We start from the raw sequence: 14,939 nt of genomic DNA on the forward strand, positions 1-14,939 counted from the left end.
GTATGCCGTTGGAGCGCAAAGGTTTGGCCGTCCATCGCTCAACAACCGGGTACCGGAATGCTCCGGTCCTGTCCGTAATGCCGGACAACCCGGCATTTACCCTTCGTGCAGCGCGGCATCGCGCGCCAGGTCGCGCAGCGCCTGCCCCAGCGCGTCGATCTCGGCATCGCTGCGCGCGCCGGCAAAGACCGATGCAGACAGACACAGCCGCGGCCGACCGGTGCCGGGCACGAGTGTCCCGATCGAAACAATCCCGGGAAAGGCATAGCCGTCGTCGATGCCAACCCCGGTCTGCCGGGCACGCGCCACTTGTTCGGCCCAGGCGGCAAAAGCCAGCGGTCGGCGCCAGCGCAAGCGGGCAAAGCGCCGTTCCATATCGACCTGGTCGGCCGCCTCGGCGGCAATCAGCGCACGGCCGATCGATCCGGCACCGAACGGCTGGCGCTGGCCAATAACCATGTGGATGCGCGTCGCTGCTTCGCTTTCGCCAAGCGCCACCAGTGCCAGACGGTCCCCGCCCAATTGCTGCCACAACCCGCATGCGGTGTCATGCGTCCTGGCAAACCGGGTTAGCAACGGGTGGGCCCGCGCGATCAGCCGCGCCATGCGGGCCCCGGCCAACAGATCGGCCCCCTGCCACGCCGACGCCAGGCGATAGACAGCAGCGCCCGCGGCGCGTTCCACCGCGCCTTCGGCCACCAGCGTGCGCAACAGATTGAGCCCGCTTGACGGGCTTGATCCGGTTGCCCGGCAGACCTGCGACAGCGTCATCGGCCCCTCGCACGCCAGCAGGCGCAAGATCGCAAAGGCCTGCGAAACGGAACGGACCGGACCTGTCATGGCACTGCTTGTATTTTCATATATCTGAATATCAATTCCCGATGTTGAAAAGAACCCGGCCCGCCGATAGGCCGGTTGCCACGCGGACAAAGGACAGGATTCGGATGGCGGGCATACTGGACGGCAAAGTGGTCGCGATCACGGGCGCCGGGCGTGGCATTGGCCGCGAAATCGCCCTGCTGTGCGCGCGGGAAGGCGCCGCGGTGGTGGTCAACGATCCCGGCGTGGCCCAGGGCGGCGATGGCGGCGATACCGGCCCTGCAGACACCACGGTGGCCGACATCCGCGCCGCAGGTGGCCGCGCCCACGCTAATCTGGCGAGCGTAGCCGATCCGCTGGGCGCTGCCAGCATTGTCGAGGATGCGGTGGCGCGGTTCGGCCGGATCGACGCGGTGGTCAACAATGCGGGCATCCTGCGCGATACGATCTGGCACAAGATGAGCCATGCCGACTGGCAGGCGGTGATCGATGTCAATCTGACCGGCCCATTCAACGTGTCAAAGGCGGCAACACCCTATTTCCGCGAACAGGGGTCAGGCAGCTTTGTTCATTTCACCTCGACCAGCGGGCTGATCGGCAATATCGGGCAGGCCAATTATTCGGCGGCAAAGCTTGGCCTGGTCGGGCTGTCGCAATCGATCGCGCTTGATATGGCGCGGTTTGGCGTGCGTTCGAACTGCATCGCGCCCTTTGCGTGGAGCCGGATGACCGCCTCGATCCCCGCCGAAACCCCCGAACAGAAGCTGCGCGTCGAACGCATGCAGGCGATGAGCGCGGACAAGATCGCGCCCCTGGTTGCGTTTCTTGCGTCCGACCGGGCCCAAGACGTCAACAACCAGATCTTTGCCGTTCGCCGCAACGAGATCGTGCTGTTTGGCAAACCGCGCCCGGTGCGTTCGATGGCGCGCGGAGATGGGTGGACAGCCCAGTCGATTGCCGATGACCTGATCCCCGCATTCCGCGCCGATTTTGCCCGCGCCGACGAAGTTTCGGCGCATGTGTTCCCCTACGATCCGATTTGAAGGTCATGGCAATGAACAGCTCCACAGGCATGGATGCCGACGTGTTCGCACAGTTTCTGGATCAGCTTGACCGCTATGTGCGCGAACGGCTGGTCCCTGCCGAACCCGAGGTGATCGCCAATGACGGCATCCCCGACACGCTGCGGCAGGAAATGGCCGCCATGGGCCTGTTCGGCCTGACCATGCCCGAGGAATTCGGCGGCGCGGGCATGAATGTGTCGCAATATATCGAAACGATCCACACGCTGTCCTATGCCATGCCAGCCTATCGCTCGATCATTTCGATCAACATCGGCATGGTCTGTTCGGCGCTGAAGAACGCCGGCACGCCCGAGCAGAAGGCGCAGTGGCTGCCGCGCCTTGCTGCGGGCGAAATTGCCGCCTTCGGCCTGACCGAGCCGGGTTCGGGGTCGGATTCGGCCGGATTGCAGACCAGCGCGGTGCGCCAGGGCAACGGCTATGTGCTGAACGGCACCAAGCGCTACATTACCAATGCGCCCTATGCCCAAATGGGCCTGATCATGGCGCGCACGGCCAAGGACAATCTGCCCAAAAACGCCCATGTCTCGGCGTTCCTGGTTCCGCTTGATACGCCGGGTGTTTCGCGCGGCAAATCCGACCGCAAGATGGGGCAATCGGGCAGCCATATCGGCGATCTGATTTTCGACAATGTGTTCGTGCCGGGCGATGCGCTGCTGGGCGGCGAAGAAGGCCGCGGCTTTGCCACCGCGATGCAAAGCCTGGACAACGGGCGGCTGTCGGTGGGCGCGGCCAGCACCGGCTATGCCCGACGCATGCTCGACACCGCCACGCGCTATGCCGCCGAGCGCAAGGCGTTTGGCGAACCGATTGCCAATTTCCAGCTGATCCAGGCCATGCTGTCCGACAGCTATGCCGAGATCTATGCGGCGCAATGCATGATGCGCGATGCCATTGCCAAGGCTGACGCGGGCACAAAAATCCTGAAAGAGGCCGCTGCGTTCAAGATGTTTGCCAGCGAAATGTGCGGCCGCGTGGCCGACCGCTGCGTCCAGATCCACGGCGGCGCAGGATACCTTGCCGAATACGAGGCCGAACGCTTCTTTCGCGACGCGCGGATCTATCGCATCTATGAAGGCACCACGCAGATCATGCAGCTGGTGATTGCCAAGCAGATGCTGCGCGAATTTGCTGCTGGTGGGGTGTAGCCGATGTATCCGCTGTTGACCGGATTGTCCGTGATCGAAGCGTCGTCGTTCGTCGCGTCGCCGACGTGCGGGCTGTACCTGGCGCAAATGGGCGCCGAGGTGATCCGTGTCGACCAGATCGGCGGCGGCCCCGATTTTCATCGCTGGCCGGTCACCGCAGAGGGCAATTCGCTCTATTGGGAAAACCTCAACCGCGCCAAACGCTCGGTCGCGCTCGACCTGGCACGGCCCGAGGGCCGCGAACTGTTGCAGGCGCTGGTGCGCGCAACCGGGCAATTCGTCACCAACTTCCCCGCCCATGGCTTTCTGGCGCACGAGACCCTGGCCAATGGCCGCGCAGACCTGATCACGGTGCGCGTGATGGGCTGGGCCGATGGCAGCCCGGCACTGGATTACACGGTCAACAACGCGGTCGGCTATCCGATGCTGACCGGTAGCGGCCCCGATCCGGTCAACCATGTCCTGCCCGCCTGGGATCTGCTGACCGGGGCCTATGCCGCGTTTGCGCTGATGGCGGCACTGCGTCGCCGCGATGCCACCGGGCTTGGCGGCGAAGTGCGGCTGCCGCTGTCGGACGTGGCCATCGGCACGGTGGCCAATCTGGGCAGCCTGGCCGAAGTGGTGACCACCGGCGCCGACCGGCCCCGGCTGGGCAACACCGTGTTCGGGCTGTTCGGGCGCGATTTTGTCACGCGCGATCACGTCCGCACGATGATCGTCGTCGTCACCCATCGCCAATGGGGCAATCTGGTATCGGCGCTGGGTCTGGGCGAAGCGATTGCGGGGATCGAACGCGCACGCGGGGTGTCGTTCGCCGCCGACGACGGGCTGCGTTACACGCATCGCGATGCGCTGTTCCCGCTGTTCGAAGCGGCGATCGGCGCGCGCGACCATGCCGACCTGGCCGCGGCGTTCGACGCCGGCGGAATTGTCCATTCGGCCTATCGCGCGATGCACCAGGCCGTCGCCGATCCGGCGCTGGTGGCTGAAAACCCGATCTTTGGCGCAGCACCCAACCCCAGCGGCGCGGTCTATCCCGCCGCCGGTGCGTTTGCGACCATCCCCGGCATTGAGCGCCAGCCCCCCGCCCCCGCCCCGCGCAACGGCCAGCATAGCGAGGCCGTACTGGCCGAACGGCTTGGCCTTGGTTCGGGCGCCATCGCTCGCCTGATCGATACCGGTATTGTAGGAACCCAGCCATGACCCAATTGCGCCGTGCCGCCATCGTTGCCCCGCTTCGCACGCCCGTCGGAAAATTCGGCGGCGCGCTGGCGCCCCTGACCGCGGGAGATCTGGGCGCGGTCATCCTCAAGGCCCTGATCGAGCGCAGCGGCATCGATCCCGCGCGCGTCGACGATGTGATCTTTGCCCAAGGCTATGGCAATGGCGAGGCCCCGGCGATCGGTCACTGGTCGTGGCTTGCCGCCGGGCTGCCGCTCGAGGTGCCCGGGTACCAGGTCGACCGGCGCTGCGGTTCGGGGCTGCAGGCGGTGGTCAATGCGGCGATGATGGTCCAGACCGGAGCCGCCGATGTGGTCGTGGCGGGCGGTGTCGAATCGATGTCGAATGTCGAACATTATTCGACCGACATCCGCAAAGGCGTGCGCGCGGGCAATCTGGTGCTGCACGACCGGCTGACCCGCGGGCGGCTGATGTCGCAGCCGGTCGAACGCTTCGGGGTGATTTCGGGAATGATCGAAACCGCCGAAAACCTGGCGCGCGATTATGGCATCACCCGCGAAGATGCCGATGGCTATGCCGCCTACAGCCACCAGCGCGCCGCCGCCGCGTGGGCCGCCGGGGTGTTTGCCGATGAACTGGTGCCTGTGCCCGTTCCCCAGAAAAAGGGCGATCCGGTCGTCTTCGACCACGACGAAGGCTATCGCGCCGATGCCACGATCGAATCGCTGGGCAAGCTCAAGGCGATCGAGGCCCGGACCATTCCCGGCGCCATCGTCACCGCGGGCAACGCCAGCCAGCAGAACGACGCCGCCGCCGCCTGCCTGATCGTGGCCGAGGACAAGCTGGACGAACTGGGCCTGGAACCGATTGCCTGGTTCCATTCGTGGGCCGCAGCGGGCTGCGATCCGTCGCGCATGGGGATCGGTCCGGTTCCCGCGGTGGAGCGCCTGTTTGCGCGCACCGGGCTGACCTGGGACCAGATCGATCTGGTCGAACTGAACGAAGCCTTTGCCCCGCAAGTGCTGGCGGTAACCAAAGGCTGGGGCTGGAGCGCGCACGACAGCCGGTTTGACATCCTGAATGTCAACGGGTCGGGCATTTCGCTGGGCCACCCGATCGGTGCCACAGGGGGCCGCATTCTGGCCAACCTGACGCGCGAACTGGTGCGCCGCAGCGGTCGCTATGGCCTGGAAACGATGTGCATTGGTGGCGGCCAGGGCATCGCCGCGGTGTTCGAGCGCGCATGATCGCCGCGCTCGACGCTGCGCGCGCCTATCAGACCGCGGCGCACACCGCGCTGGCCGAACGGCTGGCCATGCGCCCGATCGATCAGGAACAGCGCGCCGCGCACGGCTTTGCGTGGATCGCAACCAGTGTCGCAGCGCTCGAGGCGGTGGCCGCCTGGCGCGCGCTGAACGGCGATGCCAATCGCGCCGATGTGCTGGTGGAACGACTGGCCTTTGCCGAAACGCTGGCGCAATTGCTGGGCGGGCTGCCGATGGGGCAGAACGAGATGGTGCGTCCCGCCGATCTCGGGCTGACTGCTGCTGCGCGCACACTGGGCGATGCGGTGGCCGCTGTGGTCGATGTCGATCTTGCGTCGGTGCGCGCCGAACTGGCAGCACTTCTGGCACAAGGGCAATGGCCCAGCGACAGCTTTCACGATGCCGAACTCGATGCCATCCGCGATCAGTTCCGCCGCTTTACCGATGCCGAAATCGTGCCGCATGCCCACGGCTGGCATCTGGCCAATGCGCTGATCCCCGATGCCACGGTCGACGCAATGGCGCGGCTTGGCACATTCGGCGTGTGCATCCCCGAGGAATTTGGCGGGCTGGGGCTCGACAAGCTGGTGATGTGCGTGATTACCGAGGAACTGTCGCGCGGCTGGATCGGGGCGGGATCGCTTGGCACGCGGTCCGAAATCGCGGGCGAACTGATCGTGCTGGGCGGGACCGACGCGCAAAAGGCACAGTGGTTGCCGCGCATTGCCAGCGGCGAAGTGCTGCCGACCGCGGTGTTCACCGAACCCGACACCGGATCGGACCTGGGATCGTTGCAGACCCGTGCACGGCTGCGCGATGACCAATGGGTGATCGACGGCGCCAAGACCTGGATCACCCATGCCAGCCGGTCCGACCTGATGACCATGCTGGTTCGCACCCTGCCCGATGAACGCGGCTATGCCGGGCTGTCGATGCTGCTGGTGCCCAAACCACGCGGCACCGAACACGACCCGTTTCCCGTGCCGGGCCTGACCGGCAGCGAGATCGAGGTGCTGGGCTATCGCGGGATGCGCGAATATGCATTGCAGTGCGATGGTCTGACCGCGCCTGCAGACGCCCTGCTGGGCGGGCAACAGGGCCAGGGTTTCAAGCAATTGATGCGCACTTTTGAAGGCGCGCGCATCCAGACCGCGGCACGTGCGGTGGGGGTGGCGCGCCGCGCACTGGAACTGGGGCTGAATTATGCCACCACGCGCAAACAGTTCGGCAGGGCCATCGTGCATTTTCCGCGCGTTGCCGACAAACTGGCGATGAGCCTGGTCGATTGCGTGATCGCGCGCGAACTGACTTATGCGGCCGCGCGCGCCAAAGTGACGGGCAAACGCTGCGACATCGAGGCGGGCATGGCCAAATTGCACGCCGCGCGCACGGCTTGGAGCAATGCCGATGCCGCGCTGCAGATCCACGGCGGCAATGGCTATGCACTGGAATACGAAATCAGCCGCGTGCTGTGCGACGCGCGCATCCTCAATATCTTTGAAGGTGCCGCCGAAATCCAGGCGCAGGTGATTGCGCGCGGGCTGCTGGCGGCGCGCAACTGATGGGCGAATGGGACGCCTGGATCGGACGCAGCGAAGTCCGCGCCGATCGGGTCGATCCGGGCCTTGCCGCGCGCTGGTGCGCCACGCTTGACCGCCCGGCGCCCGAAGACGGCCTTGCCCCTCAGGGGCTGCACTGGTGCCTGGGCCTGCCCGATGCGCCGACCGCCGCTTTGGGCCGTGACGGGCATCCCCGGCGCGACGACGCGCCCGACAGTTTTCTGCCCCCGGTCCCCCTGCCCCGCCGCATGTGGGCGGCGAGCGACGTGCGCTTTCACGCGCCGATTGCGCTGGGCTGCGATGTTGCACGGCTGTCGCGGATCGCGGCGATCACCACCAAACAGGGCGCCACCGGTACGCTGGTGTTTGTCGAGATCGCGCACGAGACCCGCCAGCATGACACGCCGCTGGTGTCTGAAACCCAGACCGTGGTCTATCGCGCCGCGCCGCCGGCCGATGCACCACCGGTTCCGCCCGAGGCGGGGCCCGGCCAATTCGATGCCGCGGCATGGACCATTGTGCGCACGATCGTGCCCACACCGCCGCTGCTGTTCCGTTATTCCGCGCTGACCTTCAACAGCCACCGCATCCATTATGATCTGCCTTATGCGCAAGCCGGCGAAGGCTATCGCGGGCTGGTGGTGCACGGCCCGCTGACCGCAAGCCTGCTGCTCGATCTGGCGCGCCGCCATCTGGGTGACAACCGGCTGACCGCATTCTGGTTCCGCGGCGTTTCGCCCGCGATTGCCGGTCAACCGCTGCATCTGGCGCTGCGCGATACCGACGCGGGCCTGAAACTGGGTGCCTTTGCCGCAGACGGACGCCTGGTCATGGACGCAAACGCCGCGTATTAAGCTGCGGTCAGGGCTTCGCCATCGTTGCGCCCCAGCTCGACAAACTGATCGCGCAACCATGCCGCCGCCGGGCCGGGGGGCGATTCGCGGCGCCAGATCGCCGACAAGCCATAGCGTCCCCCGGCATGATCGGGCAGGTGCAGGCGGACCAGCGCACCCGAGGCCAGATCGTCTTCAACCATCGGCAGCGGCATGTGGCCCCAGCCCACGCCTTCGCGCAGCAGCGCGTGTTTGGCCGAAAGGTCGGCCAGGCGCCAGGTCTTGCGACTGATCACGGCAAAGTCGCGCCCCTCGGTCAGGCGCGATCGGTCGGACAGCACCAGCTGGATATGATCGCGCGCCGCGCCCGGCGGGATCGTGGCAAATTGCCCCAGGGGATGGGCCGGTGCTGCCACCGGCACCATCAGGATCGATCCTGCAGACACTGAATCCATGCCTTCGGCTTCTGCCGCCAAGGGCCCCGATATGCCGATACTGGCAGTGCCGTCGCGCACCATCCCGGTGATCGCGCCCAGCGCCTCGACATGCAGGCGCAACTGCACGGTTGGAAAGACTTCGGCAAAGGCGCGCAGCACTTGCCCCAGCCGCTGGGTCGGCAGCATCACATCCACCGCCAGATCAACTTGCGCCTCCAGCCCGTCCAACAGCCCTTTGACCCGCGCGCGCAGACCATCAACACCTGCGGCAATCGCGCGGGTTTCGGCCAGCAGCGCGCGTCCGGCATCGGTCAATTGCGGTTTGCGGGTGCCTTCGCGCTCAAACAGCATCAGCCCAAGCTGGCTCTCGAGATTGGCGATGCCATAGCTGATCACCGATACCGCACGATTAAGCCTGCGCCCCGCCGCCGCGAAGCTGCCGGTATCGACAATTGCCAGAAAAATCCGCAGCTGATCAAAGGTCGGCGTACCCGGACTGTTCATATGCCCATCCCTTCGCACCGACACCGTCATCGTGCCCGCCGTTATCGCGCGCCGGGTGCGCTGCTGCAAGCATCGACGCGCAACTGTTCAGGAAAATGAAACGATCCGTCCGATTATATCGGGCTATTGTCATGGGTCGGATCGGCGCATGGCGGTGGCAAGCCCCCCCCTATTGCAAAGAAGTCCACCATGCCGTTTCGTCACCAGACCAGGACCGCCCCGCTGCCCAGCCTGACCTCAGGCGAATGGCGCGATGTTCAGGCGGCGGTCCGCGCGGTGCAGCACAGCGCGTGCCCGCATGCCCAATATCCGGGCGCGCTGCACCGCAGCCTGGCGCGGATCGGACGGCTGATGCCCGGCGTGCGTGCGCGAAACGCGGCACCGGTATCGCCCGAACTTGAACCCTTGCGCGATTTCCTGTGCGAAAGCGCGCGCCACGGGCCGCATCTGGACGAATTGGCCGAACAGCTTGAACATCAGGGCTATTCCCCCGCGCAGATCGCCGCGCTGAGCTTTATCGCCGGTTGATCCGCACAAAAGCGGACCCGGTAAACCAACCGTTTACCCCGCCGTCGTATCGCAGCGCCATGGGGCGGACGCCGGGTGTGACACCCGGCGGCACAACGTAATCGCAGGGTGGTGGGCAATGTCGTTTATCGACCGGGAACTGGTTTCGCGTTCATTGTTGCGCGAAGATCGGCGCGCGCGACTGGTGCGCGCGACGCTGCGCCTGACCAATGGCACCACGATCCCGGTCGTCGTGCGCAACCTGTCGGAACGCGGCATTGGCGTGACCTGCAAAACGACGTCGCCGCCTCAGGGCGAGGTGGTGCATGTAACGCTGCCCGGATCGTCCGAAATGCAGGGCGTTGTGCGCTGGAGCGGCAAAGGCGGGTTCGGCATCGAACTGTCGGGTCCGGTCGATGCCAAAAGTATTGCCCGCACCATCCAGAGCGAAATCACCCGATTTCACGAGACGACCGACTGGCAGGTCAGCACGCTTCACCGCGTGACCGCGCCGCGATCGAACGGCCCGCGCCGCCGGGTGTAGCCGGCATCACAATGCCGGCTCAGAACTTCGCATTGCGGACGCGCGCCACCTCTTCATCGATTTTCCGCGTGGCCGCGATGTAGTGGTAGGTTGCCCAAAACCCGGTCGGTGCCAGCAACAACAGCGCAATCCGCAGGCTGGCCGCATCAGCCCCGCCCGGACCTGCCACATGATCCGACACAAACCCGACGAATTGCGGCGCGATCACCAGATTGGCGATGTTGGCCAGCAGCAGGGTCACCGCAGACGCCATCGCGCGCAATTGCGGCGGCACCATGTTGTTGAGCAGCCCGAAACAGGGCCCGATATAGAAATACATCGCCGGCACCAGTATCCACAGACAGATCTTGGCCACCGCCAGATTGTCGGTCCAGTAGATAAAGAACGACGGCACGGTGACCACACCCACCACGATCGCCATCAGCCACAACACGCGCTTGGGATCGGTCATGAAACGCGTGGCCATCAGCAGCCCGGTGCCGACTGTCGCCAGAATGCCGGCGATCAGGTACATCGGCCCGAGAATTGCGCCGGCTTCACCTGCGGTCATGTGATAGGTGCGCTGAAGAAACGTCGGCGTCCACCACATCAGGCCCCAGCCCCACAGCGCGGTGACCGCGCTGCCCGTCATCAGATGCATCGTGGCGGGTTGCGAAAGGATTGTGCGTAGCGCGGCCATGACCGGCACTTTGACTTGCGCACGTTCGACGGCGGCAAGCGCTGTGGTGCTGTCATTGCCATCCAGCGCGCCGCGCTGCGGTTCGCGAATGGTCAGGAAGATCAGGATGCCCATCACCAGGCCCGGCACGCCCATTGCGAAAAACGCCGCGCGCCAGCCATACGCATCAGCCACGCGCCCGGCCACGTCGGCACCGATCCATGCGCCGAGCGAGGCGCCAAGCGCCCAGAAGGTCAACGCAAAAGTCCGCTGATGCGGCCTGAACCAGTCGGCCAGCATCGATGTCGATGGCGGGGTTCCGCCGCTTTCGCCAACACCGACACCAACTCGCGTCCAGAACATCGGCCAGAAAGAGCGAGTCAAACCGGTAAACACCGTCAGCGCAGACCAGATCACCAATGCGGCCGAAATGATATTGCGCCGGCTGTAGCGGTCGGCCAGCGCCGAAATCGGAATACCCGCCAGAACATAGAACACCGCCAGCGCAGTCCCGGTCAGCATCGCCAGCTGGCTGTCGGTCACGTGCAGGTCGATCTTGATCGATTCCATCACGGTGCTGATGACATAACGGTCGGCAATGTTGATCGCATAGACCAGCGACAGCACGATCAGCACATACCATTGGCGCGCGGTCATTTCGCCGATCCCGGACCCGGCAAACAAACCACCCGAGCCGGCGGAACCCTGTTTTTGCGCCATTTACCGATTTCCCCCAAAGTCCGGGCTTTAATGCGCCGGATCTTTTTTTACCAAACCCTTTGACTATCGTGTCCAACCGGGTCTGACCAGTGGCCAAACCCGTTCAGGCGGCAACCTGTTGCCAGCCCAGATCGCGCCACTGCGCCAGGCAGTGTTCGGCATAGCTTGCCGGAACAAACAGGTCACACCGCATGGCATCGCGCACATGCACCACGCAGCGCGCATGGCTCAGCAATGTCACCGCGACGGTGCCGGGGCCAAAATCGGGCGATTCAGCGTCGATCAACCCGCAATCCATCAGCAGGCCACGCCAGGTTGACCCGACCAGTTGCACCCGCACCCAGCCACCGGCGATCGTGGTCACCGTGCCGCTGTCACCCAGCGCTTGCGCGATCGCATCGCCCGAAAAACCTGCGCCAAGCAGCCACCAGCGCCGCGGCCCGACCCGCAACACGCTGCCCGTAGGCAGCGTCTCGGCACGCCCCGCAGCCGGCAGCGCAAAGCCGGCGGCAAGTGCTGCAGCCGCATCATCGGTGCCGTGCCACAGATCCAGCGACAGCAGCGCACCCACCGGCCCCACCAACATCTCAGTCATGATAGAGCGCCCCTTCGGGATCGTGGAACACCGCAGGGCCGACGCGCACCTGCACCATGCTGTGCCGGGTGGGTGACCAGGCCAACAGCACTTCGCCATGCCGCGCCGCGCCATCGGTCAAAAGACCCAGCGCGATCGCACCCTGGCCCGCAACGCGCGGCGCCGCGGTGGTGACATGACCCGCCGGTTCCTCGCCCTGCTGCACGACCAGCATCGCGCCTTCGCAAATGCCGGCACCGTCGATCGAGGTCAGCCCGACCAGCTGTCGCCGCCCGGCCTGATCCGCCAGCGCGGGCCGGGTCAAACCCTGCCAGCCGATGAACCCGCCCGCCTTGCGCAACATGCCGCCCATGCCCAGATCGGCAGGCGACGCGCGACCGTCAGCCTCGGCCCCGATCACCACGTGGCCCTTTTCAACGCGCAGGTGATCCATCGCGTCAAGGCCATAGACCCCGCCGCCTGCAGCCTGTGCCGCATCGACCAGCGCGGCAAACACCGCGTGTGCCAGATGCCCGGGCACATGCACTTCGAATGCGCGTTCGCCGCTGTAGCTGGCCGCCAGCACCCGCACCGGGGCCCCGGCGATGGTGCCGTGGCACAGCCCCATGTGCGATGGCACCGGCGCGCCGATCAGATCCGCCAGCAACGCCGCCGAGCGCGGCCCGGCAATCGCCAGCCCCGCCCAGTGTTCGCCCACATCGACCACCGCGGCGCGTGGGTGGCCCAGCAACACGTCGGCCACATATGTCATATGCCGGCTCATCCGCGCGGCGCCCCCGCTCGAACTGGTGATCAGCCAGCGGTCTTCGGCCAGACGCCACAGGGTGCCATCATCCATCACCATGCCGTCTTCGCGAAGCATCACGGTGTAGCGCCCGCGCCCGACCGCCAGCTTGGCCATCGGCGTGGCGCAGACTGCAGCAACCAGTGCAAGCGCGTCGGGCCCGGCGATTTCGAATTTGCCCAGGCTCGACACATCGACCACGCCGACGCTGGCGCGCACCATGCGTGCCTCGCGCAGACTGGCCTGGCCGATCGATTCACCCGCCTCGGGATAGGCCCGGGGGCGCATCCAGGCGCCTGCGGGCACCCACAGCGCACCCAGCGCATCGTGCGCGGCTGCCAAGGGCAAGCGGCGGATCGGCGCGGCATGATCGCCGCGCGCCGGACCCGCAAACGCGCCCATCGTCACCGGGGTATAAGGCGGCCGAAACGTGGTCAGCCCGGCTTCGGGCAGGGCCACCCCGCGCAAGTCGGCAATCTGCGCCAATGCCACCATCGCGCCGGTCTTGCCCTGATCGGTGCCCATGCCCAGCGTCGTATAGCGCTTGGTGTGTTCGACCGAGGTGTACCCTTCGCGTTGCGCCAGCGCGAGATCGCCGGTGGTCACGTCGTTCTGGAAATCGACAAAGGCCTTGCCCGGCACGTCGTCGCGCCAGATCGGACCGGGCGCAGGCGCGGTGGCCGCGCCCAGCGGATCGACCACGTCGGCCTGGTCCAGGATCGATGCCAGCGCATGGATACCCGCCGCCGCACCGATGGTCGTATTGCCCTGCCGCCCCGCACCGGGCAAAAAGCCGCCGCGCGCCGCATCGTAGGCCAGCGCGCCACCCGCCTGCCGGTGCAAATGCAGCACCGGGCTGGCGCCGCCCGACATCGCCAGACAATCGGCATCAAACCGCTGCCGCACACCCGCGACCAGCGCATCGAGCCCGGCCAAGGCGTTCCTGCTGCGGATCGCGCGCAAGGGTCGCGCGTCGGCAAACACCGCAAAACGCGCGCGTGCCGCATCGATCACCGGCCCTGCAGGCGCAGTCCGGCTATCGAGGATCGCCACGATTTCGACGCCCAGGTCGGCCAGCGCAAACGCGGTGCGATAGGCATCGTCATGGCTGGTGGCGATCACCGCGCGCCGCCCCGGTGCCACGCCGTGGCGCAAGGCCAATGCGCGCGCGGCACCCGCCAGCATCACGCCTGGCAGATCATTGTTCACAAACACCAGCGGCCGTTCGATCGTGCCTGTCGCCAGCACGACCTCGGCGCAGCGCAATTTCCACAGCACTTGCGCAGGCCCCTGGCCCGGCTGGCCCGGCTCGACCCGGCGTTCGACCGCGAACAGGAAATTGTCATCCCAATAGCCTGCCGCGGTCGTGCGCAGCAGCACCCGGCCACCCGCGGCCCGAATGCGCGCAACCATGGTCTGCGCCCACTGATCGCCTGGCGCCCCATCGATGGTGACCGCTTCGCGCAGCAGGCTGCCCCCGGGCGCGATGTCCTGTTCGATCAGGATCACGCGCTTGCCCGCTTCGGCGGCATGCAGCGCCGCGGCCAGCCCGGCAGGCCCGCCGCCCACCACCAGCACATCGCAAAACGCCGATCGGTGCGCATAGTGATCCGGATCGGCAACGCGTGGCGGCTGGCCCAGTCCGGCCGCCTTGCGAATGAAATGTTCGTAGATCATCCAGCGCGAAGGCGGGCCGAAGAACGTCTTGTAATAAAACCCCGCCGGGATCAGCGATGCGGCCAGCGAATTGACCGCGCCGATATCGTGGCGCAGCGATGGCCACGCGTTCTGGCTGGTGGCGACAAGGCCGGGATAAAGAAACACGTCGGTGGCGCGCACATTGGGTTCGGCATGGGCGCCGTAGCCCACCGTAACCAGCGCTGACGCCTCTTCGACACCCGCTGCCATGATCCCGCGCGGCCGATGCAGCTTGAAGCTGCGCGCAACGAGTTTGACGCCGGCGGCAACCAGGGCCGCCGCCAGGGTATCGCCGGGGTGCCCGGCATAGGCCTTGCCATCGAAGGTGAAGGGCACTGTGCCCGCGTGTTCGCGCATCACAGCGGCTCCACCGCGCTGATCGCATGGCTCATGCGATCACGCGTCAGTCGCAGCCATTGACCGCACAGATGGCTCCAGATTTCATGGTCAGTGCCGCGCAAATTGGCACGGGTATACAACGCCGTCACCGCCGCATCGGGCGCGTCGTCAAGCCGCACCACGCTGTCGAGCGTGCGTTCGTAGGCGAACTCCTCCTGGTTGCGCGGGCCGCAATGGGGGCATGGAATCAACAGCATGGGCGCCC

The 14,939-nt window shown here is 66.2% G+C and carries 14 protein-coding genes; 8 read left to right on the forward strand and 6 right to left on the reverse strand.

Going from position 1 to position 14,939, the window contains the following annotated elements; translation table 11 throughout:
- Positions 1–96 precede the first annotated feature (96 nt).
- On the reverse strand, positions 97–840 hold the full coding sequence (locus G404_RS19720) for an IclR family transcriptional regulator (RefSeq protein ID WP_051280029.1): 744 nt from the start codon (positions 838–840) through the stop codon (positions 97–99).
- Positions 841–944: 104 nt separating this feature from the next.
- Between G404_RS19720 and G404_RS0101695 the strand changes: the two genes are divergently transcribed.
- Genes G404_RS0101695 through G404_RS0101720 form a run of 6 tightly spaced genes read left to right on the forward strand, consistent with a single transcriptional unit; the run spans position 945 to position 7,909 of the window.
- Positions 945–1,862 (forward strand): SDR family NAD(P)-dependent oxidoreductase, encoded by a 918-nt coding sequence (locus G404_RS0101695; RefSeq protein ID WP_028639549.1) that lies wholly within the window; start codon positions 945–947, stop codon positions 1,860–1,862.
- A gap of 11 nt (positions 1,863–1,873) precedes the next feature.
- On the forward strand, positions 1,874–3,049 hold the full coding sequence (locus G404_RS0101700; protein WP_245584342.1) for an acyl-CoA dehydrogenase family protein: 1,176 nt from the start codon (positions 1,874–1,876) through the stop codon (positions 3,047–3,049).
- Positions 3,050–3,052: 3 nt separating this feature from the next.
- Complete coding sequence (locus G404_RS0101705) at positions 3,053–4,252, forward strand: CoA transferase (protein ID WP_028639551.1); 1,200 nt, start codon at positions 3,053–3,055, stop codon at positions 4,250–4,252.
- Entirely contained in the window at positions 4,249–5,478 is a 1,230-nt protein-coding gene (locus tag G404_RS0101710) for an acetyl-CoA C-acetyltransferase (RefSeq protein WP_028639552.1), read from the forward strand. The genes G404_RS0101705 and G404_RS0101710 overlap by 4 nt, the downstream gene beginning before the upstream one ends.
- On the forward strand, positions 5,475–7,058 hold the full coding sequence (locus G404_RS0101715; protein ID WP_028639553.1) for an acyl-CoA dehydrogenase family protein: 1,584 nt from the start codon (positions 5,475–5,477) through the stop codon (positions 7,056–7,058). The genes G404_RS0101710 and G404_RS0101715 overlap by 4 nt, the downstream gene beginning before the upstream one ends.
- Entirely contained in the window at positions 7,058–7,909 is an 852-nt protein-coding gene (locus G404_RS0101720; protein ID WP_028639554.1) for an HTD2 family dehydratase, read from the forward strand. The genes G404_RS0101715 and G404_RS0101720 overlap by 1 nt, the downstream gene beginning before the upstream one ends.
- Here the strand turns inward: G404_RS0101720 and G404_RS0101725 are convergent.
- Entirely contained in the window at positions 7,906–8,829 is a 924-nt protein-coding gene (locus G404_RS0101725) for a LysR family transcriptional regulator (protein WP_028639555.1), read from the reverse strand. The genes G404_RS0101720 and G404_RS0101725 overlap by 4 nt on opposite strands.
- 189 nt (positions 8,830–9,018) lie before the next feature.
- Here G404_RS0101725 and G404_RS0101730 point away from each other — a divergent pair, with 189 nt between their 5' ends.
- Positions 9,019–9,357 (forward strand): hypothetical protein, encoded by a 339-nt coding sequence (locus G404_RS0101730; protein ID WP_028639556.1) that lies wholly within the window; start codon positions 9,019–9,021, stop codon positions 9,355–9,357.
- A gap of 118 nt (positions 9,358–9,475) precedes the next feature.
- A complete protein-coding gene (locus G404_RS0101735; protein WP_028639557.1) occupies positions 9,476–9,880 on the forward strand; it encodes a PilZ domain-containing protein in 405 nt (134 codons plus the stop codon).
- A gap of 19 nt (positions 9,881–9,899) precedes the next feature.
- Here G404_RS0101735 and G404_RS17715 read toward each other — a convergent pair whose 3' ends face one another.
- From G404_RS17715 to G404_RS0101755, 4 genes are all read right to left on the reverse strand, one after another.
- Entirely contained in the window at positions 9,900–11,195 is a 1,296-nt protein-coding gene (locus tag G404_RS17715) for an MFS transporter (protein ID WP_036520089.1), read from the reverse strand.
- Positions 11,196–11,361: 166 nt separating this feature from the next.
- Positions 11,362–11,853, reverse strand: coding sequence for a sarcosine oxidase subunit gamma family protein (locus G404_RS0101745; protein ID WP_036520004.1), 492 nt, complete (start codon positions 11,851–11,853; stop codon positions 11,362–11,364).
- Positions 11,846–14,692 carry an FAD-dependent oxidoreductase gene (locus tag G404_RS0101750; RefSeq protein WP_036520008.1) on the reverse strand — a complete coding sequence of 949 codons (2,847 nt, stop codon included), beginning with the start codon at positions 14,690–14,692 and terminating at the stop codon, positions 11,846–11,848. Before G404_RS0101750 ends, G404_RS0101745 begins: the two co-directional genes overlap by 8 nt.
- Positions 14,692–14,931 (reverse strand): sarcosine oxidase subunit delta, encoded by a 240-nt coding sequence (locus G404_RS0101755; RefSeq protein WP_028639560.1) that lies wholly within the window; start codon positions 14,929–14,931, stop codon positions 14,692–14,694. The genes G404_RS0101750 and G404_RS0101755 overlap by 1 nt, the downstream gene beginning before the upstream one ends.
- Between the last annotated feature and the right edge of the window lie 8 nt (positions 14,932–14,939).

The sequence above is a fragment of the Novosphingobium acidiphilum DSM 19966 genome (genome assembly GCF_000429005.1).
Taxonomy (GTDB): domain Bacteria; phylum Pseudomonadota; class Alphaproteobacteria; order Sphingomonadales; family Sphingomonadaceae; genus Novosphingobium; species Novosphingobium acidiphilum.

What these genes read in the sequence shown, in the direction of transcription:
- G404_RS19720 (WP_051280029.1), bottom strand. Translation starts at nt 840, where the DNA reads ATGACAGGTCCGGTCCGTTCCGTTTCGCAGGCCTTTGCGATCTTGCGC.
- G404_RS0101695 (WP_028639549.1), top strand. Translation starts at nt 945, where the DNA reads ATGGCGGGCATACTGGACGGCAAAGTGGTCGCGATCACGGGCGCCGGG.
- G404_RS0101700 (WP_245584342.1), top strand. Translation starts at nt 1,874, where the DNA reads ATGAACAGCTCCACAGGCATGGATGCCGACGTGTTCGCACAGTTTCTG.
- G404_RS0101705 (WP_028639551.1), top strand. Translation starts at nt 3,053, where the DNA reads ATGTATCCGCTGTTGACCGGATTGTCCGTGATCGAAGCGTCGTCGTTC.
- G404_RS0101710 (WP_028639552.1), top strand. Translation starts at nt 4,249, where the DNA reads ATGACCCAATTGCGCCGTGCCGCCATCGTTGCCCCGCTTCGCACGCCC.
- G404_RS0101715 (WP_028639553.1), top strand. Translation starts at nt 5,475, where the DNA reads ATGATCGCCGCGCTCGACGCTGCGCGCGCCTATCAGACCGCGGCGCAC.
- G404_RS0101720 (WP_028639554.1), top strand. Translation starts at nt 7,058, where the DNA reads ATGGGCGAATGGGACGCCTGGATCGGACGCAGCGAAGTCCGCGCCGAT.
- G404_RS0101725 (WP_028639555.1), bottom strand. Translation starts at nt 8,829, where the DNA reads ATGAACAGTCCGGGTACGCCGACCTTTGATCAGCTGCGGATTTTTCTG.
- G404_RS0101730 (WP_028639556.1), top strand. Translation starts at nt 9,019, where the DNA reads ATGCCGTTTCGTCACCAGACCAGGACCGCCCCGCTGCCCAGCCTGACC.
- G404_RS0101735 (WP_028639557.1), top strand. Translation starts at nt 9,476, where the DNA reads ATGTCGTTTATCGACCGGGAACTGGTTTCGCGTTCATTGTTGCGCGAA.
- G404_RS17715 (WP_036520089.1), bottom strand. Translation starts at nt 11,195, where the DNA reads ATGACCGCGCGCCAATGGTATGTGCTGATCGTGCTGTCGCTGGTCTAT.
- G404_RS0101745 (WP_036520004.1), bottom strand. Translation starts at nt 11,853, where the DNA reads ATGACTGAGATGTTGGTGGGGCCGGTGGGTGCGCTGCTGTCGCTGGAT.
- G404_RS0101750 (WP_036520008.1), bottom strand. Translation starts at nt 14,692, where the DNA reads ATGCGCGAACACGCGGGCACAGTGCCCTTCACCTTCGATGGCAAGGCC.
- G404_RS0101755 (WP_028639560.1), bottom strand. Translation starts at nt 14,931, where the DNA reads ATGCTGTTGATTCCATGCCCCCATTGCGGCCCGCGCAACCAGGAGGAG.